This is a genomic window from Rhodothalassium salexigens DSM 2132, assembly GCF_004341375.1.
In the GTDB taxonomy this organism is placed as follows: domain Bacteria; phylum Pseudomonadota; class Alphaproteobacteria; order Sphingomonadales; family Rhodothalassiaceae; genus Rhodothalassium; species Rhodothalassium salexigens.
In genome coordinates this window covers 525,430-549,975 of record NZ_SLXO01000001.1, presented here as the reverse complement: position 1 = coordinate 549,975, position 24,546 = coordinate 525,430, and the positions used below count along the sequence as shown (strand labels likewise).

26 protein-coding genes are annotated in these 24,546 nt (G+C 68.6%); 15 read left to right on the top strand and 11 right to left on the bottom strand.

The annotated features are described in order from the left end of the window. Window positions 1-57: 57 nt before the first annotated feature. Genes flgA through flgF form a run of 3 tightly spaced genes read right to left on the bottom strand, consistent with a single transcriptional unit; the run spans window position 58 to window position 2,652 of the window. Window positions 58-1,065 (bottom strand): flagellar basal body P-ring formation chaperone FlgA, encoded by a 1,008-nt coding sequence (flgA, locus tag EV659_RS02375; RefSeq protein WP_132707094.1) that lies wholly within the window; start codon window positions 1,063-1,065, stop codon window positions 58-60. A 29-nt stretch (window positions 1,066-1,094) separates the two neighbouring features. Beyond that, on the bottom strand, window positions 1,095-1,880 hold the full coding sequence (flgG, locus tag EV659_RS02370; protein ID WP_132707092.1) for a flagellar basal-body rod protein FlgG: 786 nt from the start codon (window positions 1,878-1,880) through the stop codon (window positions 1,095-1,097). A 31-nt stretch (window positions 1,881-1,911) separates the two neighbouring features. Next, on the bottom strand, window positions 1,912-2,652 hold the full coding sequence (gene flgF / locus EV659_RS02365; RefSeq protein ID WP_165878657.1) for a flagellar basal-body rod protein FlgF: 741 nt from the start codon (window positions 2,650-2,652) through the stop codon (window positions 1,912-1,914). Between the two features lie 531 nt (window positions 2,653-3,183). Here flgF and EV659_RS02360 point away from each other — a divergent pair. The 8 genes from EV659_RS02360 (at window position 3,184) to EV659_RS02325 (ending at window position 11,675) form a co-directional block, all read left to right on the top strand. Continuing rightward, entirely contained in the window at window positions 3,184-3,792 is a 609-nt protein-coding gene (locus EV659_RS02360) for a flagellar basal body-associated FliL family protein (protein WP_132707088.1), read from the top strand. Between the two features lie 12 nt (window positions 3,793-3,804). Beyond that, window positions 3,805-4,947 carry a flagellar motor switch protein FliM gene (gene fliM / locus EV659_RS02355; protein ID WP_132707086.1) on the top strand — a complete coding sequence of 381 codons (1,143 nt, stop codon included), beginning with the start codon at window positions 3,805-3,807 and terminating at the stop codon, window positions 4,945-4,947. Between the two features lie 93 nt (window positions 4,948-5,040). Further along, complete coding sequence (locus tag EV659_RS02350; protein WP_132707084.1) at window positions 5,041-5,610, top strand: DUF6468 domain-containing protein; 570 nt, start codon at window positions 5,041-5,043, stop codon at window positions 5,608-5,610. Window positions 5,611-5,642: 32 nt separating this feature from the next. Next, window positions 5,643-6,329, top strand: a complete 687-nt coding sequence (locus EV659_RS02345; RefSeq protein WP_132707082.1) for a MotE family protein — start codon at window positions 5,643-5,645, stop codon at window positions 6,327-6,329. 72 nt (window positions 6,330-6,401) lie between these two features. Then, on the top strand, window positions 6,402-7,055 hold the full coding sequence (locus EV659_RS02340; protein WP_132707080.1) for a protein phosphatase CheZ: 654 nt from the start codon (window positions 6,402-6,404) through the stop codon (window positions 7,053-7,055). Between the two features lie 9 nt (window positions 7,056-7,064). After that, entirely contained in the window at window positions 7,065-7,757 is a 693-nt protein-coding gene (locus EV659_RS02335; RefSeq protein ID WP_132707079.1) for a hypothetical protein, read from the top strand. Then, window positions 7,754-8,584, top strand: coding sequence for an OmpA/MotB family protein (locus tag EV659_RS02330; RefSeq protein WP_338110854.1), 831 nt, complete (start codon window positions 7,754-7,756; stop codon window positions 8,582-8,584). Before EV659_RS02335 ends, EV659_RS02330 begins: the two co-directional genes overlap by 4 nt. A gap of 25 nt (window positions 8,585-8,609) precedes the next feature. After that, window positions 8,610-11,675 (top strand): tetratricopeptide repeat protein, encoded by a 3,066-nt coding sequence (locus EV659_RS02325; protein ID WP_132707076.1) that lies wholly within the window; start codon window positions 8,610-8,612, stop codon window positions 11,673-11,675. Window positions 11,676-11,826: 151 nt separating this feature from the next. Here the strand turns inward: EV659_RS02325 and EV659_RS02320 are convergent, their stop codons facing one another. After that, window positions 11,827-12,435 carry a DUF3833 domain-containing protein gene (locus EV659_RS02320; protein ID WP_132707074.1) on the bottom strand — a complete coding sequence of 203 codons (609 nt, stop codon included), beginning with the start codon at window positions 12,433-12,435 and terminating at the stop codon, window positions 11,827-11,829. Window positions 12,436-12,607: 172 nt separating this feature from the next. Between EV659_RS02320 and EV659_RS02315 the strand changes: the two genes are divergently transcribed. Then, complete coding sequence (locus EV659_RS02315; protein WP_132707072.1) at window positions 12,608-14,239, top strand: long-chain-fatty-acid--CoA ligase; 1,632 nt, start codon at window positions 12,608-12,610, stop codon at window positions 14,237-14,239. A gap of 69 nt (window positions 14,240-14,308) precedes the next feature. On the opposite strand, the gene EV659_RS02310 is transcribed toward EV659_RS02315, so the two are convergent. After that, window positions 14,309-14,533: a DUF2842 domain-containing protein gene (locus EV659_RS02310; protein ID WP_132707070.1), complete on the bottom strand. Its 225-nt coding sequence runs from the start codon at window positions 14,531-14,533 to the stop codon at window positions 14,309-14,311. Continuing rightward, on the bottom strand, window positions 14,530-15,054 hold the full coding sequence (locus EV659_RS02305; RefSeq protein ID WP_132707069.1) for an NUDIX hydrolase: 525 nt from the start codon (window positions 15,052-15,054) through the stop codon (window positions 14,530-14,532). Before EV659_RS02305 ends, EV659_RS02310 begins: the two co-directional genes overlap by 4 nt. A 94-nt stretch (window positions 15,055-15,148) precedes the next feature. Between EV659_RS02305 and EV659_RS02300 the strand changes: the two genes are divergently transcribed. Further along, window positions 15,149-15,991, top strand: a complete 843-nt coding sequence (locus tag EV659_RS02300) for a M50 family metallopeptidase (protein WP_165878656.1) — start codon at window positions 15,149-15,151, stop codon at window positions 15,989-15,991. Further along, complete coding sequence (locus EV659_RS02295; RefSeq protein WP_132707066.1) at window positions 15,991-16,896, top strand: SOS response-associated peptidase; 906 nt, start codon at window positions 15,991-15,993, stop codon at window positions 16,894-16,896. Before EV659_RS02300 ends, EV659_RS02295 begins: the two co-directional genes overlap by 1 nt. Here the strand turns inward: EV659_RS02295 and EV659_RS02290 are convergent. From EV659_RS02290 to EV659_RS02280, 3 genes are all read right to left on the bottom strand, one after another. Next, a complete protein-coding gene (locus tag EV659_RS02290; RefSeq protein WP_132707064.1) occupies window positions 16,854-17,750 on the bottom strand; it encodes a hypothetical protein in 897 nt (298 codons plus the stop codon). The genes EV659_RS02295 and EV659_RS02290 overlap by 43 nt on opposite strands. A 78-nt stretch (window positions 17,751-17,828) precedes the next feature. Beyond that, the gene (locus EV659_RS02285; RefSeq protein WP_132707062.1) at window positions 17,829-18,698 is read right to left on the bottom strand and encodes a hypothetical protein; all 870 of its coding nucleotides are present in this window, start codon (window positions 18,696-18,698) and stop codon (window positions 17,829-17,831) included. A 180-nt stretch (window positions 18,699-18,878) separates the two neighbouring features. After that, window positions 18,879-19,385 carry a MaoC family dehydratase gene (locus EV659_RS02280; RefSeq protein WP_132707061.1) on the bottom strand — a complete coding sequence of 169 codons (507 nt, stop codon included), beginning with the start codon at window positions 19,383-19,385 and terminating at the stop codon, window positions 18,879-18,881. Window positions 19,386-19,551: 166 nt separating this feature from the next. Here EV659_RS02280 and EV659_RS02275 point away from each other — a divergent pair, with 166 nt between their 5' ends. The 3 genes from EV659_RS02275 to EV659_RS02265 all read left to right on the top strand — a co-directional run bounded on the left by EV659_RS02275 (window position 19,552) and on the right by EV659_RS02265 (window position 22,896). Continuing rightward, window positions 19,552-20,727, top strand: coding sequence for a CaiB/BaiF CoA transferase family protein (locus EV659_RS02275; RefSeq protein ID WP_132707059.1), 1,176 nt, complete (start codon window positions 19,552-19,554; stop codon window positions 20,725-20,727). Window positions 20,728-20,763: 36 nt separating this feature from the next. Continuing rightward, window positions 20,764-21,558 carry an SDR family oxidoreductase gene (locus EV659_RS02270; protein WP_132707057.1) on the top strand — a complete coding sequence of 265 codons (795 nt, stop codon included), beginning with the start codon at window positions 20,764-20,766 and terminating at the stop codon, window positions 21,556-21,558. Between the two features lie 150 nt (window positions 21,559-21,708). After that, a complete protein-coding gene (locus EV659_RS02265; RefSeq protein WP_132707055.1) occupies window positions 21,709-22,896 on the top strand; it encodes an MFS transporter in 1,188 nt (395 codons plus the stop codon). A gap of 66 nt (window positions 22,897-22,962) precedes the next feature. Here EV659_RS02265 and EV659_RS02260 read toward each other — a convergent pair whose 3' ends face one another. Both EV659_RS02260 and EV659_RS02255 read right to left on the bottom strand, forming a co-directional pair. After that, window positions 22,963-23,199 carry a hypothetical protein gene (locus EV659_RS02260; protein ID WP_132707054.1) on the bottom strand — a complete coding sequence of 79 codons (237 nt, stop codon included), beginning with the start codon at window positions 23,197-23,199 and terminating at the stop codon, window positions 22,963-22,965. A 140-nt stretch (window positions 23,200-23,339) separates the two neighbouring features. After that, window positions 23,340-23,813 (bottom strand): hypothetical protein, encoded by a 474-nt coding sequence (locus EV659_RS02255; protein ID WP_132707052.1) that lies wholly within the window; start codon window positions 23,811-23,813, stop codon window positions 23,340-23,342. A 195-nt stretch (window positions 23,814-24,008) separates the two neighbouring features. Here EV659_RS02255 and cobU point away from each other — a divergent pair, with 195 nt between their 5' ends. After that, window positions 24,009-24,542 (top strand): bifunctional adenosylcobinamide kinase/adenosylcobinamide-phosphate guanylyltransferase, encoded by a 534-nt coding sequence (cobU, locus tag EV659_RS02250; RefSeq protein ID WP_420877588.1) that lies wholly within the window; start codon window positions 24,009-24,011, stop codon window positions 24,540-24,542. Window positions 24,543-24,546: the final 4 nt, after the last annotated feature.

The window sequence follows — 24,546 nt, the reverse complement described above, 5'->3', positions numbered from 1 at the left end:
GCGCCGCCGGCGGGGCCGGCGATGGCGATCGGGGCGTGGGCGACGGGGCGGACCGGATCAGAAGCCCCGTTGTGCGGTGCGGATCGGGCCCATGGCGCCCACGGCAACCCGGCCGCCGGCGGTAACGCGTCCCTCGACCACCCGGTGGGTGGCGGTGTTCTGCAAGCGGATCAGGTCACCGTCGCCGCCCGATTGAAGCGCCTTGCCGGTGGCGGTGAGCGTCAGCGCGCCGCGTTGCAGCACCATGGCGACCAACTGGCCGCGCTCGACCAATTGCGGGGTTTCCACGTCGGTGGCGCGCAGGGTCTGGCCCGGGCGGACCCGGCGGCGCAGGCTCATGCCCAACAGGTCTTCCATCTCCAGCACCGCGCCGCGGTTGACCCGGCGGGCCGGCTGGCGCTCCCATTCCAGGTCGGCGCGTTCGATGGTGTCGCCCGGCGACAGCGCGCGGGTCAGCACCGGCACATGCTGCATGCGCTGTGCCATGCCGTTCAGCGTCACCCGCTCGGTGCGGCCCTGGCCTTGGGGGACCACCAGTTCGGCCATGATCCGCCCGGTGTGTTCGGTAAACCGAACATTGTCCACCTTAAGATCGGCCAGGTCGGCGTTGACCGGCATGTAGACGGTCAGCCGGGTGTTCAACAGGCCCACCTCATAGTCGTCGTCATAGCCCAGGTCGCGCAGCGCCTGAAGCAACCGGTCGGCAATTTCGTCCCGGCCCACGGGCAGGCCCGGCCGCTCCACCTGAATGCGGGTGATCGCCGGCACCTCGGCCAGTTCGACCCCGTTGGCGCGCGCCAGGCGCACCACGTTCGACGCCGACAGCACCAGTTCGTCGCCCGGCGGCGGTGCCGCGCCGATGATCATGGCGCCCGCGTCGCCGGCACCCTCGACCACGTGGGAGAGGCGGATTTCCGCGCCTTCGACCCGGGCATAGGGCTTGAGCGACGCGGCCTGGGCGGCGCCCGCAGCGACCAGTCCCGCCATCAGGCCGGCGGCGAGCCGGACGGCCGGAAAACGGATCGGGCGGCGGCGGGTCGACGGGCGGATCTGGTGGCGGGTCATGGGCTTGGTCTCCTTCTGAGCCGGCGGCGTTAGCTGATCGAGTTGACGGCGTTGAGCATTTCGTCGGCGGCGCGGATCACCCGGCTGTTCAGCTCATAGGCGCGCTGGGCGGTGATCATGTTGGTGATTTCGATCACCGGGTTGACGTTCGAGCGTTCCAGATAGCCCTGGCGCACGGTGCCGAAGCCGTTGGTGCCCGGTACCGCCACGTTGGGCGGGCCCGACGCCTGGGTTTCCAGGAACAGATTGCCGCCCTGGGCTTCGAGGCCGGCGTCGTTGGCGAAGGTCGCCAGGTCCAACTGGCCGACGATCTGCGGCTGCACCTGGCCGTCGAGGATGATCTGCACCTCGCCTTCCTGGTTGATGGTGATGTCGCGCGCTTCTTGCGGGATCACGATGTTGGGTTGGACGATGAAGCCGTCGGCGGTGACCAGCCCGCCATTCTGGTCCAGTTGGAACGACCCGCCGCGGGTATAGGCTTCCTGGCCGTCGGGCAGTTGGATGCGGAAGAAACCGGGACCGTTGATGGCGATATCTAGGGTGTTCTCGGTCCGGTCCATGCCGCCTTGTTCCATCATCCGCACGGTCGAGGCGGCGCGCACACCGACGCCCACCTGCAGGCCCGACGGCGCCACGGTACCCTGGGCCGAGGTGTTGGCGCCGACCCGCTCGATATTCTGGTAGAGAAGGTCCTGGAATTCCGGGCGCTGGCGCTTGAACGCGGTGGTGTTCAGGTTGGCCAGATTGTTCGAGATCACCTCGACGTTCAGTTGCTGGGCCAGCATGCCGGTGGCGGCGGTGGTCAACGCTTTCATTGGGTCTCTCCTAAGCCTCGTTTGCTGGCGATCAGTTGGCGCGCGGCAGGGCGTCGATGGCCTTGTCGCGGACGTCGTTCAGACTGTCGGTCGAGCGTTGGGCAGATTGATAGGCGCGCATCACCTCAAGCATCCGCGTGGTCTCCTTGATCGCGTTCACGTTGGAGCCTTCGAGGGCGCCTTGGACCACCTGGATCTGGTCGGTGGGGCGGGGTTGCTGGGTGCCCGGGGCGAACAGCGAGTTCTCGCGCCGTTCGAGCGCCCGGTCATTATCGAACAGCACCAGGTTGATCTGGATGGTCTCGTCGGGCAGCGAAATGGTGCCGTCGGGGTTGATCACCGGCTTGTCGACCAGGGTGTTGAGGTCGATCGGGTTGCCGTCGTCGTCGAGCACGCGCTCGCCGGTGGGCAGGGCCAGAAAGCCTTGCTCGTCCTTGGTCAGGTGACCGCGCCGGGTATAGAGCAGTTCACCGTCTTGGTTCTGGACCTGCATGAAGCCCGGCCCTTCGAGCGCGATGTCGAGCGCGTTGCCGGTGATCTGAATGGGCCCGTTCTCGGTGCTGCGGATGGTGCCATAGTCGAGGACGAAGCTGGTCTCGTCGCCGCCGCGCGGCGCGTCGCGGCCGCCGGTGTCGACCAGGTATTCGCTGAATACCGCGCGCTCGCCCTTGTAGGCGGTGGTCGACAGGTTCGCCAGATTGTTGGCGATCACGTCCATCTGCCGTTCCAGCGCCGAACGTTGAGAGGCATTGACAAGCAGCATGGTTTCCATGGGTTGGGCTCCGTTTTGGGGCATCCGCTCTTGGTCGGCCTTTAAGCAGACATCGTGCCAATTTTTAAGAGGCGAAAAAATCGCTGGAATTCAGAGGGTTGGTTTGTCGGGCCCTGCCGAACTGGGCTCGCGGCGGTGCCGGTGCGGCAGCCTTTGCCGGGCACCGGCCGGGGCAAGGCCGGGTTGAGGCCGGCTCAGGCGGGCGCCGCCCGCGCCCGTCCGGGGAGGGGCAGCCATGGTTGGTCAGGTCGCGTTTGGGGCAGGTTCCGGGCTCCTGGCGGCCGATAGCGCTCGCCCGCTCATGGGCGCCGCGACCGCGGCGGGCTTGGCGGCTGGCGCGGCGGTCTGGGGGCGCGCGTGACAAGGCTCTTGCCGGGTTGGTGGGCGGGTGCTTAAACCCACGTGCCCTCAAGTTGTTAGGCGTTTCACTTCCTGTTAACGCTAAGGCCGTTAAAAGCCGAATGAGGGAAGGTGTCGCCGTCCCCCCGGGGCGGTGGCGGCTTGGTCGATGCTTAGCCAATCAGGATGGTTATGGAAGTCGAAGCGCAGGACCCGTCCGGAGCGGATGAAGAACTGGCCACACTGGAACGGCGCCGGCTGAGCGGCCGCCGATTGGTAATACTGGGGCTGCCGATGGTGTTTGGAGTGACCGTGATCCTGGTGGGCGGTATGCTGCTGTTGGGCGGCGGCGACGCGCCCGACATGGCGTCGGCGCCGGGAACGGAGTCGGCGCCGCCGTCTCAGGACAAGGACCAGGGCGAGGACGATCATGGCGACGACCATGGCGGCGACGCCAAGGGCGAGGGGGCTGCGAACGGCACCGAGGCGGCGCCGGGGATCGTCTACTGCGACCCGAATGACTTTCTGGTCAATCTGAATACCGGCGGCCGCCGTGCCACCTATCTCAAGCTCCAGGTGCAGTTCGAGGTCGGCGCACCGGCCGCCTGCGGGACGCTTGAGGCGGCCATGCCGGTGGTCAAGAACAATTTCCAGGCGTTTCTGCGCGAGTTGCGGCCGGAAGAACTGTCCGGCTCGGCCGGCAATTACCGGCTGAAGGAAGAGTTGCTGGTGCGGGTCAACCGCGCGGTGCCGGCGGGCACGGTGCGCGACGTGCACATCACCGAATTCCTGGTCCAATAGGCGAGCTCGTCCATGGCAGAAGACGACGACACACCGGTCGACGAAGAGGCCATGGCCGCCGAATGGGCGGCGATGGCCGAAGGCGGTGCCGGCAATGAGGGCATCGACGACGAGGCGGTGGCGGCCGAATGGGAAGCCATGGCCGGCGCCGACGAGCCCGAGGATGCCGCCATGGCCGGCGGGTCGGCACCCGGCCGGGTGCTCGACCAGGACGAGATCGACAGCCTGCTGGGGTTCGAGGGCGACGAGGACGAGGGCGAGGTTCACGGCATCCAGGCGCTGATCAACAGCGCGCTCGTCTCCTATGAACGCCTGCCCATGCTCGACATCATCTTCGACCGCATGGTGCGGATGATGTCCACCTCGCTGCGCAACTTCACCTCCGACAATATCGAGGTCAGCCTCGACAACATCACGTCGGTGCGCTTCGGCGACTATCTCAATTCGATCCCGCTGCCCGCCATGCTGGCCGTGTTCCGCGCCGAGGAGTGGGACAATTACGGCCTGATGACCATCGACAGCTCGTTGATCTATTCGATCGTCGACGTGCTGCTCGGCGGCCGGCGCGGCACTGCGGCCATGCGCATCGAGGGCCGGCCCTACACGACCATCGAACAATCGCTGGTCGAGCGCATGATCGCGGTGGTGCTGAAGGACCTGTGCGGTGCGTTCGAGCCGCTGTCGCCGGTCAATTTCACCTTCGACCGGCTGGAGACCAATCCGCGTTTCGCCACCATCGCCCGGCCGCCCAACGCGGCGGTGCTGGTCAAGCTGCGGGTCGACATGGAAGATCGCGGCGGCCGGCTGGAAATCCTGTTTCCCTATGCGACGCTGGAGCCGATCCGCGAATTGCTGTTGCAGCGCTTCATGGGCGAGAAGTTCGGCCGCGACAGCATCTGGGAAACCCACCTGGCGACCGAATTATGGTCCACGCACGTGGTCATGGAGGCGGTTCTGGACGAGCAGGAGATCAGCCTGCGCGATATCATGAATCTGGAGGTCGGCCAGACCCTGCCGCTCAATGCCCGGCCCACCGACGGGGTGTTGCTGCGCTGTGGCGATATCCCGCTGGTGCGCGGGCGCATGGGGCGGTCGGGCAAATATATGGCCATTAAGGTTGATGAAACGGCCGCTCAATATACTCGGTCGGAATGATGCCGATGGCCATGGTACACGTACAGGTTGGCCGCGCCCGGGCGAGGGGCGGATCGATGGCCAGGGCCGGCCGCAGCTCGAAGGGCGAATGAAATGATGTCTGGTATTGCGCTGGGCCTGGCGATCGATGCGGTGTTGGCCATCATGCTGTTTGCCGCCATCGTCGTCGGCCTGCGCGTTCACCGCCGGTTGGCCGAGGTCCGCCGCGCGCAAAGCGAGCTGGCCGATTTGGTGGTGCAGTTGGACCGGGCGACCGAAAAGGCGCGCAATGCGGTCGGCGAACTCAAGCATGCGGGTTCCGAGGCCCGCGAGATCCTGACCAGCGACATGGCTCGGGCGCGCTCTCTGGCCGACGAATTGAGCCTGATTGCGGAGGCCGGCGACAATCTGGCGACCCGGCTGGAAACCCGGCTGACCGAGGCCGGCCGGCATATCCGCGCCCAGGACAAGAGCGCGCCGTCCGGCGGGCGCCGCGCCCCGGCCGGGGAGCGCAGCGCGGCGCCGCGCGGCGAGGTGCCGGCCCGGTCGTCGGCGCGCGGCGCGCCGCCGGCTGAAGACGATCGGGGCTTCGACGACGCCGCCGACGACGATCTGTTCGGGCGCGACGACACCGACGTCTCGCCCCAGGAAGCGATCATGGCGGCGTTGCGAAACGTTCGTTAAGTGTCGACGCAGAAAGCGGAAGGATTGCGCCAATGAAGGGCGTCAAGTTGTTGCCGATCTTTTTGGGGCTTACCGGTTTGTTGCTGGTCATGAAGTCGTCGGTGATCTTCGCCGGATGGAACGACAGCATGACCACGCCGGCGGCGTTCGCGCAGGAACCCGATGGTGCGGCCGAGGCAACGCCGGACCGGCAATCGGAGCCGGCGGCCACCGACGACGCGGCCGCGGCGGCGGAAGCGGCGAAGACCGCGCGCCGGCCGCGCGATGTGGACCGGCTGAGCCGGACCGAGTTCGAGCTCCTGCAGGAACTGCGCGGGCGGCGCGAGGCGCTGGACCGGCGCGAGGACGAGATCGAACTGCAACGCACCATTCTGGACGCCAAGGAAAAGCAGATCGAGAAGAAGATTTCGCGGCTCGAATTGCTTGAAACGTCGATTCGCGATCTGGTCGACAGCTATTCCCAGCAGGAAGACGAACGGCTCAAGAATCTGGTTCAAATCTATGAGAGCATGAAAGCCAAGGACGCCGCCGATATCTTCAATCGGATGGAATTGACCACCCAGATCGACCTGGCGACCCGGATCATGCCCCGGAAGATGTCGGCGATCATTTCCGAAATGGACCCGGAAAAGGCCAAATCGCTGACCGTCGAACTGGCGGAACGCGACCCGCTGCCGACCAACCTGCCCGAACCGGCGCCCGGCGAACAGGGCGCTTAACGGGGCTTTAAGCTTGGGTCGATAAGGCTTTGACAAGGGGCAAGAGACCCCTCTCGGGCGTAGGAGAAGCTCATGGCGAGCGATATCGCGGCGACGCTGGAACAACACGTCCAGTCGATCAAGGAACGGCAGGGCGACCAGGTCGCCGTCGATGACGTGGCAGAGGTGGTCGGCAGCCTGATTTCCTCGGCCGAGGGCGAATTGACCCTGGACCGCGTGCGCATCAGCCGGGAACTGCGGGCGTTGCTCGACGAAATCGGCGCGACCAAGAGCGAGATCGCCTCGATCCGCCCCAAGAGCGTGTCCGAGCGCGACCTGCCCGAGGCTCAGGACGAACTCGACTCGGTGATCAAGTCGACCGAAAGCTCGGCCGAGAAGATCATGGACGCCGCCGATCAGATTTCCGAGATGTCGGGCGACATCGGCGGCGAGCAGGGCGAAAAGCTGATGGCGCTGGCGTCGCAGATCTTCGAGGCGTCGAGTTTCCAGGATCTGACCGGCCAGCGGGTCACCAAGGTGATCGGCGTCATGCGGACGCTGGAAGAACGGCTGCGCGCCCTCGCCGCCACCATCGGCGACGATTATGTGGAAGACCGGGACGACCAGGTGTTCGACGAACAGACCGGCGAGGTCATCAATCCCGATTTGCTGACCCACGGGCCGCAACTGGAAGGGCAAGGGAACAGCCAGGACGATATCGACGCGCTTCTGGCATCGTTCGACTAAGAGGGCGGTATGGGCAATGATCGATCGAGCAGGTCGTGGAGCGCCAGCGTCGATACCCTTCTACCCATTTTCATTTCGCTGTATTTGGTTCTAATTGCGCTTTTTTTCGTTCTGAACCGCTATGCCGATATCGAGGCGGTGCGCCAGAGTCAGGCCCTGGAAAGCGTCAGCGCGACCTTTTCGCGTTTCGCCTTGCCGCGTCCGTCGGAGCGCGATGACGATCGCGACACCGGCACCTTTGACAGCGATCCGAGCTATCTGGCTGCGGCCGCCGACCTGATGTCGAAGGCGTTGCCGGTGGCCGAGGCGCGCGGCGGACCGCAGACCGATCAACTGACCATTATCGTGCCCACCGAGGCGCTGTTCGACAGCGGCCGCGTCACCGTGCGGCGCGACCGTCGCCCGGTGCTCGACAGCCTGGCCGCGCTGGCGGCGCGGGCGCCGTCGGGCACCCGCCGCGACATGCGTATCTATCTGGGCAGCGGCACCACCCACCTGCAACCCCAGCCCGAGGGCGCGGGCCGGATCGCCCTGCTGCGCAGCGGCGCCCTGGCGCGGGCCCTGGCCGAGACGGGCTTTCCCGCCGGCGGTTATGGCATCGGCCTGACGCCGGGGCGCGCCGACCAGGCGGCGTTCGTGTTCCTCAGCCGGCCGGAATTGGGCAGCCGCCTGGGGCCCGAAGCGCGCGGGGGCGGGCGGTGACCGTGCCGCGCTCGCGCCTGCACCGGGGGCCCGGTGCTCGCCACGATGTCCCCAAGGCGGGGCATGGGGCGCGCTATCCCGGCGGTCGTGGGGCCGGTGCGGGTGGCGGCGGTCAGGACTGGATGATCAGCTTTTCCGACCTGTTGTCTTTGGTGTTGACCTTCTTCGTGCTGCTGTTCGCCATGAAGGAGGTGGAAGTGAACAGTTGGCAGCCGTTCGTCGAGGGGGTGCGCAAACAGATGCGCACGCCGTTGTCGCCCAGGGAGCGGGGCGAGGCAGAAGGGGCGCGCCAGTCGGCCGAGCCGTTGTTGCCGGTGGTGCCCGAGGGCGTCGATCTCGACTATGTGGAAGCGCTGTTCCGCGAGCTGGACATGTCCGGCCGCAATGGCGATGCGGTCTTTCAGGTGCGCCGTCTTTATGATCGGCTGGTCATCTCGGTGCCTGCCGATCGGCTGTTGGCGGGCGACGGCACGGCGCTGTTGGCCGGGGCGGACGCGCTGCTCGGCCGGCTGGCCGATCGGTTGCGCTTTGTGCCCAACCGGGTGCTGGTGGCGGTGCATGACGAGCGCGCCGACGTGGCCGGCGAACGCCATCCCAGCAAGTGGGAATGGACCGTCGACCGGGCGATGGCGGTGGCCGATGGTCTGCGCCGGGCAGGGTTTCCCGGGGCGCTGTCGGCGGTGGGGTTCGGTGACGCCCGCAATGGCGGTTCCGGCGCCAGCAGCGACGCTGTGGCCTCGGCGGGCGCATCGCGCCTCGCCAGCCGCCGGGTCGATATCATTGTGATGCGATTTGAACGAAGCAGAAACGATGCCTTGTCCTTTTAAGCTAATGCCGCGCGGCGGCTTTTCGATGCTTCGGCTTCTGCCCCGCCTGCTCGTGGCGGGCGGTGTCTGGCTTGCGCTGATGACGCCGGCGGCAGTCGCCCAGCAGGCCATCGGCGTGCGCGGCGGCGAACATGACGACTATAGCCGTCTGGTGATCGATTTCGCCAACGCCCGCGACGTCACCGTGGAAGGTGCCGAGGACGGTGTCGTCCTGCGCGTCGACACGCCGACCCGGTTCGACGTGTCGGCGGTGGACACCGACGCCCTGTCGCGCGTCGACGGCGTGGCCCAGTTCGGCGCTGCCGGCCTGCGCGTGGCGACCGCGGGCGGTCGCGGGCTTGACGTGTTTCGCCTCGGCAATCGTCTGGTGATCGACATCTATGGCGCGGTGGACACGGCCGAGGCTGCCGCCGACGAACGCAGCCGGCGGCGTGAGGAGTTGGGCCGACCGGCTTTGGCCGGCCTGGTGGCACCGGTGTCGGCGGGGGCGGGCGGCCGGGTTGGCGAGTTGGCGCCGGCGGCCGATCCGGCCGCAGCCGCCGAGGCGTCGGTCGACCGCGATCCGCAAAGCCGCGGTGGCGTCCCCGACGGCCAGCAATCGGCGGCCGAGGAATTCCCCGAACGGTTCGAGGCCCAGCGCATCGCCCCCGAGGCCGCGTCCTATGCGCGCGTGGCGGTGGCGGCGGAATCGTTGCCCGACGGGCTCGCCTTCGACTTCGCGTTCGACGATCCGCGCTTTGCCGCCGTGTTCATCCGCAGCGGCTATCTGTGGGTCGTGTTCTCGGGGCGTGTCGCCTATGATCTGAGCGGCCTCGATTTCGACAGTCCGGTGTTGACCGGCCGGGTCAACGCGGTCCAGCGCTTGCGCACCGACGACGTGTCGGCGCTGCGCTTCAACTTGGCGATGCCGCAGAGCGTGGCCGCCGACCGCGACGGCAATAGCTGGCGCGTGACCCTCAAGGACAAGCCGACGGCGCCGCTGCGCCCGCTGCGCCTGGTCGAACAGAGCACCGGCGCCGGTACCCAGGTGTTCGTGCCGGTGGAAGAGACGTTTCGCAAGGTCATGGTGACCGACCCGTCGGTGGGCGACCAGTTGCTGCTGGTGGCGGTGCGCGAGCCCAATCGCGGCGTCCGAGAGGGCCGTGAGTTCGCCGATTTCGCAATCCCGCGCACCGCCCAGGGGCTGGTGGTGGTGCCGCAGTCCGACCGCGCCCAGGTTCAGCGCTTTCACAATGGCGTTGCCATCGCCGCGCGCGACGTGGGCGAATTCGCCAAGCCCCAGGCGGCTGCGGCGTTCGCCGCCATGGGCGATCTGGCCGGTCCGGCGCCGCGCCGGCTGATCGACCTGCAGGCCTGGCGGCTCGACGACGGCCGGTCGTTCGGCGACCGGCGCGCCGATCTGGTCGCCGCCATCGCCGCCCTGCCCGACAATGAGCGCAACGAGGGCCGCTGGGATCTGGCGCGGTTTCTGTTGGCCCACGATCAGGCCGCCGAGGCGCGCGGGGTGCTGGAATTGATGGCGGCCGAGGACCAAGCGCTGGCCGAGACGCCACGTTTCCGGGCCGTGCGCGGGGTGGTCAACCAGATGCTCGGCCGGACCGCCGCGGCGCTCGAAGACCTGAACCATCCGGAACTGCGCGAGGACCCCGACGCGTCGATCTGGCGCACCCTGGCCGCCGAGGCCGAGGGTGACCCCATGGCGGCGCTCGACGCGTTCCGCGTCGGCCGCGACATTCTGGGCTATTACCAGCCCCAGTGGCAGGGCCGGTTTCTACTCGCCGCCGCGCGCTCGGCGCTGCTGCTCGACCAGGTGGATCAGACGCGCCGCTTGTTGGACCTGATCGACCAGTTGGACGTGAACAAGCCCATCGCGGGCGAGGCTTTGGTGCTCAAGGCCCGTCTGGCCGCCGAACAGGGCGACATCGCCCGGGCGCTCGACCTGTTCGAGACCGCGATCGCCTTCGACGATCCGCGTACCTCGGCGATGGCGCGGCTCGAACGGGTACGCTTCGCCCTGCGCCACGAGGGTCTGACCAAGCGCGAGGCGGTCGAGGATCTTGAGGGTCTGCGCTTCGACTGGCGCGGCCGGGATTTCGAGATCGACGTCCTGTCGACCCTCGGCCAGCTCTATGTCTCGATCGGCGAGTATCGCAAAGGTCTCAAGACCATGCGTCAGGTGGTCGAATACTATCCCGACGACCCGCGCACCGGCCAGGTGGTGCGCCGGATGCAGGGCGTGTTCGAGACCATCTTCCTGGAAAGCAATGCCCAGGACCTGACGCCGTTCGATGCCGTGGCGCTGTTCCAGGATTTTCGCGAGCTGACGCCCCAGGGGGCGGCCGGCGACCGGATCATCCGCCGGCTGGTGGACCGCTTGGTGGCGGTCGACCTGCTCGACCGCGCTGCCGACCTGTTGCGCTATCAGGTGACCTATCGCCTGGAAGGGGCGGCACAGGCGCAGATCGCCGGCCGCCTGGCCATGGTGCATCTGCTCAACAAGGAGCCCGAAAAGGCGCTCGACATCCTGCGCGCCACCCGCAGCGGCGGCCTGCCCGACGAGATCGAACGCCAGCGCCGCTTCGTCGAGGCGCGGGCGCTGGCCGAGATGGACCGCTACGAGGAAGCGATCGCCATGCTCGAAGGCTTCCAGGGGCCGCAGGCCGAGGTGCTGCGCGCCGACATCTACTGGGATGCCAAGGATTGGCCCATGGTCGCCCGCCACCATGCGGGGTTGCTGGCCAAACACACCGACGCGGCGGAGCTCTCGGCCGAGGAACGGCTGTGGGTGGTGCGCCGGGCTGTGGCGCTGATGTATCAGGACGATCAGGCGGCGCTGCGCGAGCTCAGCGACACCTGGGGCGTGATGATGAACGGCGGCCCGTTCGAACAGGTGTTCCAGCAATTGACCACCGACCGCACCCGAAGTGCGGGCTCGACCAAGGAACTGGCGCAGAAGATCGCCGATGTGGATTCGTTCCGCTCGTTCCTCGACGCCTACCGTCGCGAATTCGCGGAACAGTCGCTGGCCGAAGCCGTCGATACCAGCGCGGCGGCCTCCGACGGCGGCGACGCGGCCTCTGGCGGCCCCTGATCCGGCCCCAGCGCCGGCCCCTCATTGCCTCGGAGCGTGGCCCCGACCCCGGCCGGTATCCGTGCCGGCGGGGCGCCGGATCGCGCCGCCAGACCAGCCATTCTATGGCGCCGGGCCGGACTGTCACCAAGGCCCGTCGCCGGTCGGTGCCCTAATCGGCGCGTCGGCCATTGGGTGAGGGGGTGCCGGGCGACCGGGGGCTTGCCTCGGCCATGGCGTCGTCGGCGGTGTCGCCGGTTTTACGGAAGGTGATGAACAGGCGCCCGATCTCAAGGCCGAAGCGCGTCACCGTGGCCTTGTTGATCAGGACCTTGTCGTCTTGCAGCAGCATCCAGTCGTCGAAGCCCACACGCCAGGTGCCGTCGCCGACCTTCAAATCCATCCGGTAGGACCAGTTGAGCGCATTGCCGACCACCCGGCCCTGAGCGGTGCCGATAATGTCGCCGGCCTCGCCCCGGTAGCGGTCGGGGCCGGCGCGATTGATCCGCCAGACCCGGCGGTCGGTCTCGCCGTCGGCGTACTGGAAGCGCTCGTCGAGTACCAGCGTACCGCCATCGTCGACCGAGCCGGTGATGTCGACCCGGAACTGGCGGCGGATCTTGCCGAACCGGTCCTCGAAAATGCCATAGGCGACGCTTTCGCCCCGGAAATACTGATAGAGGTCCAGCTTGGGCTCGGCGTCCTTGAATTGGGACAGCTTGGTCCCCGAACAAGCGCTCACCGCACCGGCCGCCAGGGCCGCGAAAAGAAGACCGCGCATCGTTTTCCCCATGAAATGGCGTTGTTGGCGTTGTCACAGCATACGCTGCCGGGGCCCGTGCGGTTCAAATCCGCAGCCCTCATGTTGCGCCGCCGCATCACCGTTTGTTGCATTGTGCCCGGGGCCGGTTATGCTACTGGCAATCAAACAAAAAACCTTTGGGGAGAAAGCCATGAAAGGCTTGATGCAGGACTGGCCGTTGCTGACCCACAAGGTGGTCGAGCACGCGGCGCGCAACCATGGTCATCGCGAGATCGTCACCTACACCGTCGAGGGCGGCGTGCACCGCACCAATTATCTCCAGGTGGAGGAACGGGCGCGCAAATTGGCTCAGGCGCTCACACGCTTGGGCGTCAGCCATGGCGACCGGGTGGCGTCGCTGGCGTGGAACACCTGGCGCCACCTGGAGTTGTGGTATGGTGTTTCGGGCATGGGCGCGGTGATGCACACGGTCAACCCGCGCCTGTTTCACGAGCAGTTGGAGTATATCTTCGACCATGCCGGCGACCGGGTGGTGTTCGTCGACCTGACTTTCGTGCCGATCATGGAAGCGGTGATGCCGACCTTGTCCTCCGCCCCCCAAGTGGTGGTGATGACCGACGCCGCGCACATGCCCCGGGATGCCAAGATCGACGGTTTGCTATGCTATGAGGATCTGATCGCGGCGGAAGACGGGCGCTTCGAGTGGCCCGATCTCGACGAGCACGACGCCTGCGGGCTGTGCTATACCTCGGGCACCACCGGCAACCCCAAGGGCGTGCTCTATTCGCACCGGTCGACGGTGCTGCACACCATGGCCTGCTGTACCACCGACACGCTGGGCATCGCGCAGCGCGATTCGATCCTGCCGGTGGTGCCGATGTTCCACGCCAATGCCTGGGGCATTCCCTATGCTGCCGCCATGATGGGCTCGCGGCTGGTATTCAACGGCCCGCACCATGACGGCGCAACCCTGCAGCAGGTGATCGAGGACGAGCAGGTGACCCTGTCGGCCGCGGTGCCGACGGTGTGGCTGGGGCTGTTGGATTATCTACGCAACTCGGGCAAGCGCATCGACCGGCTGCATACCGTGACCATCGGCGGGTCGGCGGCCCCGCGCCACATGATCCAGGCGTTCCAGGACGAATACGGCGTGCGCGTCAACCATGCCTGGGGCATGACCGAGCTGTCGCCGCTCGGCACCGTGGGCACCATGACCGCCGAGACCGCCGAATGGGACAAGGCGGCGCAGCTTGATCTGCAATGCAAGCAGGGCCGGGCGATCTTCGGCGTCGAACTCAAGATCGAGGACGAAAACGGCGAGCAGAAGCCCCGCGACGGCCGCAGCCAGGGCCATCTGAAGGTGCGCGGGCCGTGGGTGGTGCAGACCTACTACAATTATGACGGCCCGCCGATTCTGGACAATGGCGGCTGGTTCGACACCGGCGACGTGTCGACCCTCGACGACCGGGGCTATATGCAGATCACCGACCGGTCGAAGGACGTGATCAAGTCGGGCGGCGAATGGATTTCGTCCATTGACCTGGAAAACCTCGCCGCCGGCCATCCGGGCGTTCTGGAGGCGGCGGTGATCGCCCTGCCGCATCCGAAATGGGACGAACGGCCGCTCTTGGTGCTGGTGCCGCGCGACGGGGCGGCGGTGGCGCCCGACGAGGTGCGTGCCTTCATGGGCGAGCATGTGGCCAAGTGGCAACTCCCCGACGACATCGTGTTCGTCGACGAATTGCCGCACTCGGCCACCGGCAAGATCCAGAAGACCGCGCTGCGCGAGCGGTTCAAGGACCATGTGTTGCCAACCGTGTGAGCGGTGATCGCCGGCGGTGCAGGGCCGCCGCCCGGTTGGGGGCCGCGGCTTGGCCGCCGGGGTCCGGGGTCAGTCGCCGTCGGTGCGTCGCCCGGCGGCCATCCAGCGCAAAAGGCGCCCCGCCGGCCACAGCCAGGCGGTGCCGAGGATCAGATAGAACAGCACCTCGATCAGCAGCGGCATCGCCCCGATCCATTCGGCGAGCCAGGCGACGATACCGGCATAGATGGTCAGACCCAGCACCAGGGCCAGCATGCCGACCAGATTGCGATTGTTGGGGCGTTCGGGCGTCACGGGCGGTCCTTTCGCGATGACGGGGCAGCCTCGCCAGAGGCTTCGGAAGGTGCGGGCGGTGCGCCAAGCGGCTCGGCAGGACCCGCGCCAAGATCGTGGGCGGCCGGGAACAGCGCCCGGGCCTTGTGGATGACCCGGCGGGTCTCATCCCACAGATCGGTGCCGGGCAGGGCGTCCAGCGGCCAGAACCGCGCGTCGGCGGCATCGTCGCCGGCGGCGGGCTCGCCCATGGTCCAGCGCGCAGCCAGGTTGATCAGGGTCAGGTGATAGGGCGCTCCCGCGTCGGGCAGCAGGTCGACCACGTCCACCAACCCCAGAAGTGTCACCTTCACGCCGGTCTCTTCGGTGATCTCGCGCACCGCCGCCTGGGCGACGCTTTCGCCCCATTCCTGCCGGCCGCCGGGCAGCGACCATTCGCCCGCCTTGGGCGGCTGGCGCCGACGCACCAGCAGCACGCTGTGGTCGCGAAAAATCACCGTGCCGACGCCGATGATCGGGCGCAGCGGGCTCGGCTGGTCCATGAGGGTCGCGCTCCTTCCGGGCCCGGGCAACCGGGGCATTCGATGACGCCGCTTATGTGCCCTGCCGCACCGAGGCTTGCAAGGCATGCGCCCGATGGCCACAGTTTCGGTCATGACAGGGATTGCCGGATCTGGCCGGGCGCCGAGCGCGCGCGGCAGCTTGTTGTTGATGATGGTGCTGGCCTGGGTGGCCGGCAGCGTGCCCCTGGTCGGTGCCGTGCTCGACTGGTTCGTCACCTATTTCCACGAAATCAGCCACGCTCTGGTGTCGGTCGCCACCGGCGGGCGGGTCGAGCGGCTGGCGCTGCTGCCCAACGGTTCGGGCTTTGTGCTGTCGTCGGGCGGTGCGCGGGTGGCGACGCTGCTGGCCGGCTATGCCGGGGCGTTCCTTTGGGGCGCCTTGCTCTACCGGCTGGGCCGGGTGGGCCACGTCGCCGGCATCGGGGTGGCGTTGGGGTTGCTCGCTTTCATGGTCCTGACCGGTGTGGCCTGGGTGGTGCCGGGCGACCTGGGCACCTATGCGATCCTGGCGATCATGATGGCGGTGCTGGCCGGCGGCCTGTGGCAGGGCGACCGGGGCTGGGCGCGCACTCTGGTGATGTTCCTCGGCGTCTATGTGCTGGTGCGCGGGCTCGACCTGGCGCTCGACCTGCACGGCGTGATGGGCATGCGCCGGCTGCCCGAGGCGGCGCGGCACAATGACGCCGTGTTCCTGGCGCAAGCGACCGGCGTGGCGCCGCGGGTCTGGACCTTCGCCTGGGTCGCCTTCGGCGGGCTGGTGATCTACCGGCTGTGGCGCTGGGCGGCGGTGGCCGATGCGCGCGTCGGGGGATCGGGGCGGGGCCCCGGCGGCGGGCCAGGCATCGGGCCGGCCCCGGAAGAGGGCACAGGTACTGGCACCGGCCGCCGGCGCGCGCGGCTGCGGGTGGTCGATTGATGTGCGGGCGGTTCTGGCTCGCCAGCCCGGCCGACGCCCTGGCGCGGGCGTTCCGGGTCGCGGCACCGACGCCGGTGCCGCCGCGCTACAACATCGCGCCCGGCCAGCCGATCCTGGCGGTGCGTCTGGCCGACGAGGACAGCGGCACGGCGACGCCCGAGGGCGGGCGCGAACTGGTCGCCATGGTCTGGGGGCTGGTGCCCGGCTGGATGAAGCAGCGGCCCGGCGGCCGGGCGATGATCAACGCGCGGGTCGAGACCGTGGGCGAGAAACCGGCGTTCCGCGCCGCGTTCCGCCGTCGGCGCTGTCTGGTCCCCGCCGACGGCTGGTACGAATGGCAGGCACGGGGCGACGCGCCTAAGCAGCCCTTCGCCATCGCCGCCGCCCAAGCCGGCGTTCCTGCCGCCGCCCGGTCCATGCCCCAAGCCGCCGACCAAGCCAACGACCGAGCGAGCGATCCGGGGGCGCGGCCATTGGCGTTTGCAGGGATTTGGGAGCGCTGGCACGGCCCCGGCGGCGACGATTGGTTGGAGACGGTGGCGATCCTGACCCGGCCCGCCGTGGCGTTCCTGGCGGCGATCCACGACCGCATGCCGGTGGTGCTGAGCCCGGGCGGCCAGGATGCCTGGCTCGGCGACACCGGCCCTGCCGTCGATCCGGTCCAGGTGGCGCGGCGCGGCGCGGTCAAGGCGGACGGCGCCTTCCGGGCCTGGCCGGTGTCGCGCCGGGTCAATGCGGTGCGCAATGATGACGCCGAACTGATCGCCCCGGTCGAAGCCGGGCGGGATGGTCCGCCCCAGGGCTCAGGTCAGAACTCGGCTCAGGGCTCGGGCCAGGGGTCGGGCCAGGGCTCGGGCCAGGCTCAGGGCGACGGGTCGTCGTCGGCCCAGGGCTCGTTGTTCTGATCGGCGCCGCCGTCGGGGCGCTTTTTCTTGTCGCGCAGCAACGGCGCCAGGCCGCCGACCGCGGTGGCCAGAGTCAGGAAACCGAGCGCGTCGCGCACCAAAAAGGCGCCGGCGCCGGTGACGCCTTCGCCCGCGGCCACGCGGCCGTCGCCGGCGGCCACCGCCACCGCCACGGCGGCCACCGCGTAGATGGCGCTCAACACCAGCATGATCACCGCCAGCCGGGTCCAGGCCGGCTGGGTTTGGCGAATCGCGTTCAACATGCTCAGCCGCCGGTCGGCGGCCTCGGCGATCACCGACAGGATCAGCGCGGCGGCCACCGCACCCACCGGGATCAACACCATGACCAGCATGGCGGCGCTGCCCACGGTGTTGCCATAGACGCCCAGAAGGCCGCGCAGCACCGCAACCAGGATCGCGCCGACCATGATCGCCGGCAGGGCGAACAGCACGCTCATGAAGCCGCCGACCAGCAGTCGGCTCAGGCACACCGAGAAGCGGCGCAGGAAGGCGTCGAGCCCGCCCGCGAGCGCGCGGCCCTCGCCGAGCAGACAGATGCGCGCCCAGATCACCGCGTGGCCCAACAGGTTCATCACCGAAAAGGTCTGCACCATCAGGTCCAGCAGCACATGACCGCCGGCGCGCGCGCCGGGCGGTCCCGGCGGCGTCTTGAGATAGGCCGCATAGTCGGGTGCGATCACCACCGCCAGCTTGACGAAGAACAGGTTCAGCAACGCGAACGACGCCGCCATCAGCAGCGCCGCCTGGGCATGAGCGGCAACCAGACCCAACCCGTCGCCAAGCCGGGCGCGCAGGCTCAGATCGCTGTGCTTGGACGAGGCCGTGCCGGCCATGGCTACTCCCTTCGCCCGGCGGGGTCCGCGCCGGATGATTTACGCGAAGGCTAAGTGTGTCAGACCGTCAGGCGAGCGTCAAAAGGCTGCCGTGTCGCGCTCGGCCTCGTCGCGCCAGGCGAGCGCGCACACCGCCAGATTGAGCGCCGTGCTGACCACCCAAAACGCCAGATAGAGAAGCACGGCGGCGAGCGGCAGCAGCGCGCCGGCCAGCACCGCCACCTGGTTGGCGAGCGTCACCGCCACCGAGACGATCACCACCGCCACCAACAGCCGCCGGTCATGGTCGACCACATGGCGCAGGGCGCCGAACACGCCCGGCCCCTGGCGTACCGACGCCCCCGCCAGCGACAGGCCGAGGCCGGCATAAAACAACGAGAATACCGCAGCCAGTACCACACTTTGCAGCAATTGCAGGATGAAGCCGCCGGCGCTGCCGAGGCCCAGGAGCATGAACACCGGCCCCACGAGGCCGCTCAGCATCAGCACGCCGATCAGGGCGATGATCAGCAGCAGCACAAACGGCACCAGGCCGATCAACACCCGGCCGAGCGCGCCCGCATAGAGACCGAGCCAGCCTTCGCCCTGGTCCATCTGACGCGCGCCGGCGCGGCCCTTGATCACCACCCGCGACCAGACCACCGGAAACAGCGGAAAGGCCACCAGATAGGACAGGATGCCGGCGGCGACCAGTGGCAACAGCGCGCCAAGGGCGGCCTGCATGGCGCCGGCGTCGGGCTCGGCGACCTGCATCTGGCTTTGCAGCGTCGCCACCGCCTCGGCCACCCGGTCCATCTGCACGTCGGCGAACAGCAGTACCAGCAGGCTGGCGGCCACCAGTTGCGCGATCACCACCAGACCGGCGGACAATAACACCACCTCCACATTGCTGCGCACCTCGGTCAGGCCGGCTTTGACCAGCGCGACGGCCTCGGTTTTCAGGCTCATGGGGGACGTTCCTTTCTGGGGGCGGCGCGGATGCGGTGCGGCCGAAGACAGGGCAGGGCGGCCGACCGGCGCGGGCGGCAGCATGGCGAATGAGGGCGAGCGCCAAGGCTCGCCGCTCTTGCGTCAATTTAGGGGATCGCCGGGCCGGTCTCAATCGTCGGGCCGGCGGATCGGTCGCGATCAGTCGTCGACGCCGTGGCCGCGCTTGGGCACCAGGACCGAGCGGGTGAAGGTGCACACCGTTTCGCCGCGCTGGTTGAGCCCCTTGGTGTTGACGGTGACGATGCCCTGGGTCGGCCGCGATTTGGATTCGCGCACCTCGACCACCTCGGACTCGCCGTAAAGCGTGTCGCCGCAGAACACCGGCGCGGTCATCTTGATGTCGGTCCAGCCCAGATTGGCGATCGCCTTTTGCGAGATGTCCGACACGCTCATGCCGAGCAGGATCGACACGGTCAGCGACGACACCACCAGCGGCCGGCCGAACTCGGACTTGGACGCATATTCGGCGTCGAAGTGCAGCGGGTGGGTGTTCATGGTCAACAGCGTGAACCAGGTATTGTCGGTTTCGCTGATGGTCCGGCCGGGCCGGTGTTCGTAGATGTCACCGACCTTGAAGTCTTCCAGATAGCGCCCGAAACTCTCGCGATACCGGTTTTCCCCGACCTGTTCGTGGGACCAGGACATGGCCGCCGCCTCCTTGTTGGTTTTACAAAGCGTTTTCGTTGGCTAGCGTAGAGAGGCCGGCGCCGGCGGGCAAGCGACCGCACCGCACCGCACCATAACGGCCCTGGCACGCCGCGTGCCCCGGTTCCGGGGCGCGCCCTCACGCTCACTCGACCGGGAGACACCCATGGCCGGCCCGCTGACCGGATTGACCGTTCTCGACCTTAGCCGCGTGCTCGCCGGACCGTGGGCGACGCAGATCCTCGGCGATCTGGGCGCCGACGTGATCAAGGTGGAGCGCCCCGGCGGCGGCGACGACACCCGCGGCTGGGGTCCGCCCTCGGTGGTCCATGACGACGGCGAGGAGACCGCCGCCTATTATCTGTGCGCCAATCGCTCGAAACGGTCGGTGGCGCTCGACCTGGGGTCGGCCGAGGGCCAGCGCACCGCGCGGCGGCTGGCCGCCCGCGCCGATGTGGTGGTGGAGAATTTCAAGGCCGGCACGGCGGCCAAATGGGGGCTCGACTATGCCAGCCTGGCCGCCGAGCATCCGGGCCTGGTCTATTGTTCGATCACCGGCTTCGGCCAGACCGGCCCCAACCGCGACAAGCCCGGCTATGATTTCATGATCCAGGGCATGGCCGGCTTGATGTCGGTCACCGGCAGCCCCGACAGCGGGCCGGTCCGGGCCGGCGTGGCGGTCGCCGATATCACCACCGGGCTTTATGCCACCATCGCGATCCTGGCCGCCCTGCGCCACCGCGACGCCACCGGCCAGGGCCAGCACATCGACATGGCGCTGTTCGACACCCAATTGGCGTGCCTTGCCAACCAGGCGCAGAACTATCTGGTCTCGGGGCGCAGCCCGGAATTGATGGGCAACACCCACCCCAATATCGTGCCCTATCAGGATTTCCCGACCCTCGACGGGCGGCTGATCGTGGCGGTTGGCAATGACGCGCAGTTCGCCCGCTTCGCCGCGCTCCTCGGCCGGGACGACTGGGCCGGCGACCGGCGCTTCGCCCGCAACGCCGACCGGGTCGCCAACCGCGAGACCCTGGTGCCCTTGATCGCCCGGGCGATGGCCGGCGAGACCACGGGCCATTGGCGCGCGTTGTTGGATGGCGCGGGGATCCCCAATGGCCCGGTCAACAGCATCGCCGACGCCCTTGGTGAGGATCAGGTGGCGGCGCGGGGGCTGCGGGTGGCGCTGCCCGACGCCGCCGGGCGGCTGGTCGAGACCCTGGCCCAGCCGATGCGCTTTTCGGCCACGCCGCCCGACTATCGCCGCGCGCCGCCGCGCCTCGGCGCCGATACCGAGGCGGTGCTCAAGGCGTTGGACGCGGACGCGCCGGGCTCTTAAGCTGCGGCGCCAAGCGAACGGGAAGGAACGGCGCAGATGAGTTTCAAGGGATCGGTGATCTGGATCACGGGCGCGTCGTCGGGGATCGGCGCGGCGCTGGCCCGCGCCCTGGCCGCCGACGGGCCCAAGCTGGTGCTGTCGGGGCGCCAGGTGGACGCGCTGCGTCGGGTCGCCCAACAGACCGGGCTGCCGGGCGAAGACGTGATGATCCTGCCCTTCGACATCACCGACGCGGACGCGCGCGCCGCCACCGTGGACCAGATGCAGACCCGCTTCGGCCGCATCGACCTGTTGGTCAACAATGCCGGCATCTCGCAGCGCGCGCGGGTGCTGGACACCGAGATGGACACCCTGCGCACCTTGATGGAGGTGGACTTCTTCGCCCAGGTGGCGCTGACCCGGGCGGTGCTGCCGCTGATGCTGGCCCAGGGCGGCGGCCATGTGGCGGTCACCGCGTCGGTGTCGGGCAAGCTCGGCAGCCAGGGCCGGGCCGGCTATTGCGCCGCCAAGCACGCGCTGATGGGCTGGTTCGACGCCCTGCGCGCCGAACACGCCCGCGACCGCATCCGCGTGACCACCATCGTGCCGGGCTATATCGACACGCCGATCGCCTATGCCGCGCTGACCGGCGACGGCAGCGCCCACGCCAAGCCCAGCAAGGGCAATGCCCGCGGCATGGACGTGGACGCCTGCGCCCAGCGCATCGCCCAAGGCCTGCGCCGCCGGCGCCGCGAGATCGCGGTCGGCAAGGGGCTGGAAATGCACGCCCTGTGGCTCAAGCGCTGGTTCCCGGGGCTGCTGTTTCGCCTGGTCGAGCGCCTGCCGGGCTAGGCCGCGCGCCGGTGCGACGTTCTGACATGACCCCGCCGGCGCGCTCTGTGTTGTCTTGCGTGCCCGGCGCGGCGTCAGGTAGGGCGTGATAGAGGGCCAACAAGCGCCCAGCCCGTGACCGGCCGGAGCGACGACCATGCCGCGGCGCCCGTGACGACCTCGATAAGCCCCACCGTCTGGCTGTCCTCCGCCGGGTTCGTGGCCACCGCCGTCAGCTTCGGGCCGGCGCGGATGGGGTTCGGCCTGTTCCTGCCCACGTTTCGCGATGTGTTTGCGTTGTCCACCACCCAGGCGGGCCTGATCGCGAGCCTCGGCTTTCTCGCTTTCTTCGCCGCGCTGCCCGTGACCGCCTGGCTCGACGCGCGCGCCGGCCAACGGGTGCCGGTGATGATCGGCGCCGCGTCGGCGGCGTTCGGCTTTCTGGTCGTCGCCACCGCAGCGACCGGCGCGGCGCTCGGCGCCGGCGTCGCGTTGGCCGGGGCCAGCGCGGGGTTCTGCTGGGTGCCGTTCAATGATGCGGCCGAACGTGTGGTCCCGGTCGATGCCCGGCCCGGCGCGCTGTCGGTGGTCTCCACCGGGACCACGGTGGGGGTGGCGGCGGCCGGCGCCTTGTTCCTCGGTGTCGCCTATGGCGCGACCGACTGGCGGGCGGCGTGGACCGGGTTTGCGGTGGCCGGCCTTGCGGCGGCGGTGATTGCCGGGCGCGGCGTGCCGCGCGGACGCGCCGCCGAGGGAGCCGGCGACCCGATCCCGGTCAGCGGTCGGCCCGCGCTGCTCCGCCGAGCGGTGGTGCCGCTCTACGCCGCAGCCCTGTGTTTCGGCGCCAGCAACGCGGTGTTTTTGTCTTTTGCCGCCGACCATGTGGTGGCACGGGGCGGGCTCGTCGGCGTGCCCGACCGCGCCGCCGCAGCGGTGATCTTCCTGAGCTATGGCGTGTGCGGCATCGTCGGTCTGGCCACCGGCTGGATCGAGGCGCGCCTGGGGCTGCGCCGCCTGTTGGGCCTCTTGTTCGCCGCCTTTGCCGCCTCGCTGGCATTGATCGCCTGGCGTCCGAGCGCTTGGGGGGCCGTCTTGCTGGCCGCCGGGCTGCACGGGGCGGCGGTGATGACGATCAGCGCGTTGTTGTCTTTCTGGAGCCTGCGGCTGTTTCCCGGGCGCGGCTCGCTCGGTTTCACGGCCGCCCTGGTGGGGGTCGCCGCCGGCAGCGTCGGCGGCCCGATCCTGGCCGGGTCGGTTGCCGACGCGGCCGGGCTCACCTGGGCGTTTCTGGGCACCGCCGGCCTGCCGCTGGCCGCGGCGGCGGTCTTTTCCGCCGGCGCGGTGGGGCGGCGAACCTGACCGGCTTGGCCGGAAGACGGCGCCCGGCTGGGGCGCTGGCGGGGGGCGCGTGGCGACGCCGTGCGGTCAGTCTGCCTGCCGGTCGTTGCGGTGGCTTTGCTCGCGGCGTTGGGCGGTGACGATGATCTCTTCGAGGGCGACGCCCGTGCCTTGGGCGCTGTCTTCCGTGGTGCTGGCGGGGGTTGCGGATGTCCGGTCTTCGGTCTGGGCACCAGCCGGGGCGGCCAAGGCGAGAACGGACAAGGAGAGAGCAGACAAAGAGACGCAAAGACCCGCCGAGGGGTGATGAAAACGCAACGACATGGGAACCCTCCGTGGTGTGTTTCCTTGACGGATCGATTTCGGCCTCTGTCTCTTGTTGGACGTGGTGGTCGGGGCGTCGGGCGTATGGGTGTGGCGCGGGCGTGGGTGCGGAAGCCGCCGGCGGCTTTTGTGCCGTCTCGTCAGGGCCGGCTTCCGGTAAGCGGGACACGGACGAAGTTGATCAGGCTGATTTTTTCGTTTTTCAGCTCTGCATAGCCCATGACCTGCATCTTGTCGGGTCGGTCAGGAGAACCGGACCAGATGATGTGATGTGTGAAGACCTTGTCGCCGGCCTGGAACTCTTCTTCGAACGGCAGACGGATCTCCACATACTCGGTCTCGTCTTGAATGCGTCGGAAGTGGCTGACCCATTGATCCAGACCGTTCAACACCAGCCGGTTGTTGATGACCAGCCGGGCGTCGTCGGTGTAGTCGCGGGCGAAGGCGTCGCGGGTGAACGCCCCCTCCTGGTCGATGGCGTCATTCCACCAGCGGAACATGGCGCTCAAAACCGTCGGGTCTTGGGGGGACATCTGGTCGGCTTGGGCGCTGCGCTGGGTCGGGCCGGTCGCCATCGCCATGGTCAAGACCGCCGTCAGTATCAAAACCCGCATGGAATCTGCCCTTTATGAGTGTTTGTGGCACGACGCCTCCGGTCTTGCTCGGGATGATGGTTGGAAACCTTCTCGATCGCAATAACATCGGTCTGTAAAACTTGTTGCGTTGTGCGCAACCGACGCCTCAGGGCGTGACCGGGGTGCGCCGAGGCTTTAGACCGAGTGCACAGAGGACACCGAGCGGGAGCGAGTATGGCGAGTATGGCGAGTGTGGTTTTGGTCACCGGGGGCGCGCGGTCGGGCAAGAGCCGGATCGCCGAGGCGCGGGTCGAGGCGCAGCCGGCGCCCTGGGGCTATGTGGCGACGGCCGAGGCGGGGGATGGCGAGATGGCCGAGCGCATCCGCCACCACCGGGCACGGCGCGGCGCCGGCTGGCAGACGGTCGAGGCCTCGCTGGATCTGGTGGCCGGGCTCGACGCTGCGGTGGCGGCGGGCGCGCGGGCGTGTCTGGTGGACTGCCTGACCCTGTGGCTGAGCAACCTGCTGCACGCCGAGGCCGATGTGGACGCGGCGGCCGACGGTCTGTGTCGCTGGCTGGCAGAGGCGCCGGTGCCGGTGGTGCTGGTGACCAACGAGGTGGGCGCGGGCATCGTGCCGCTCAACGCGCTGGCGCGAGCGTTCCGCGACGAGGCCGGGCGGCTCAACCAACGCGTGGCGGCGGCCGCCGACGAGGTGATCCTGGCGGTCGCCGGGCTGCCCCTGACGCTCAAGGCACCGGCCGGCTGAGCGC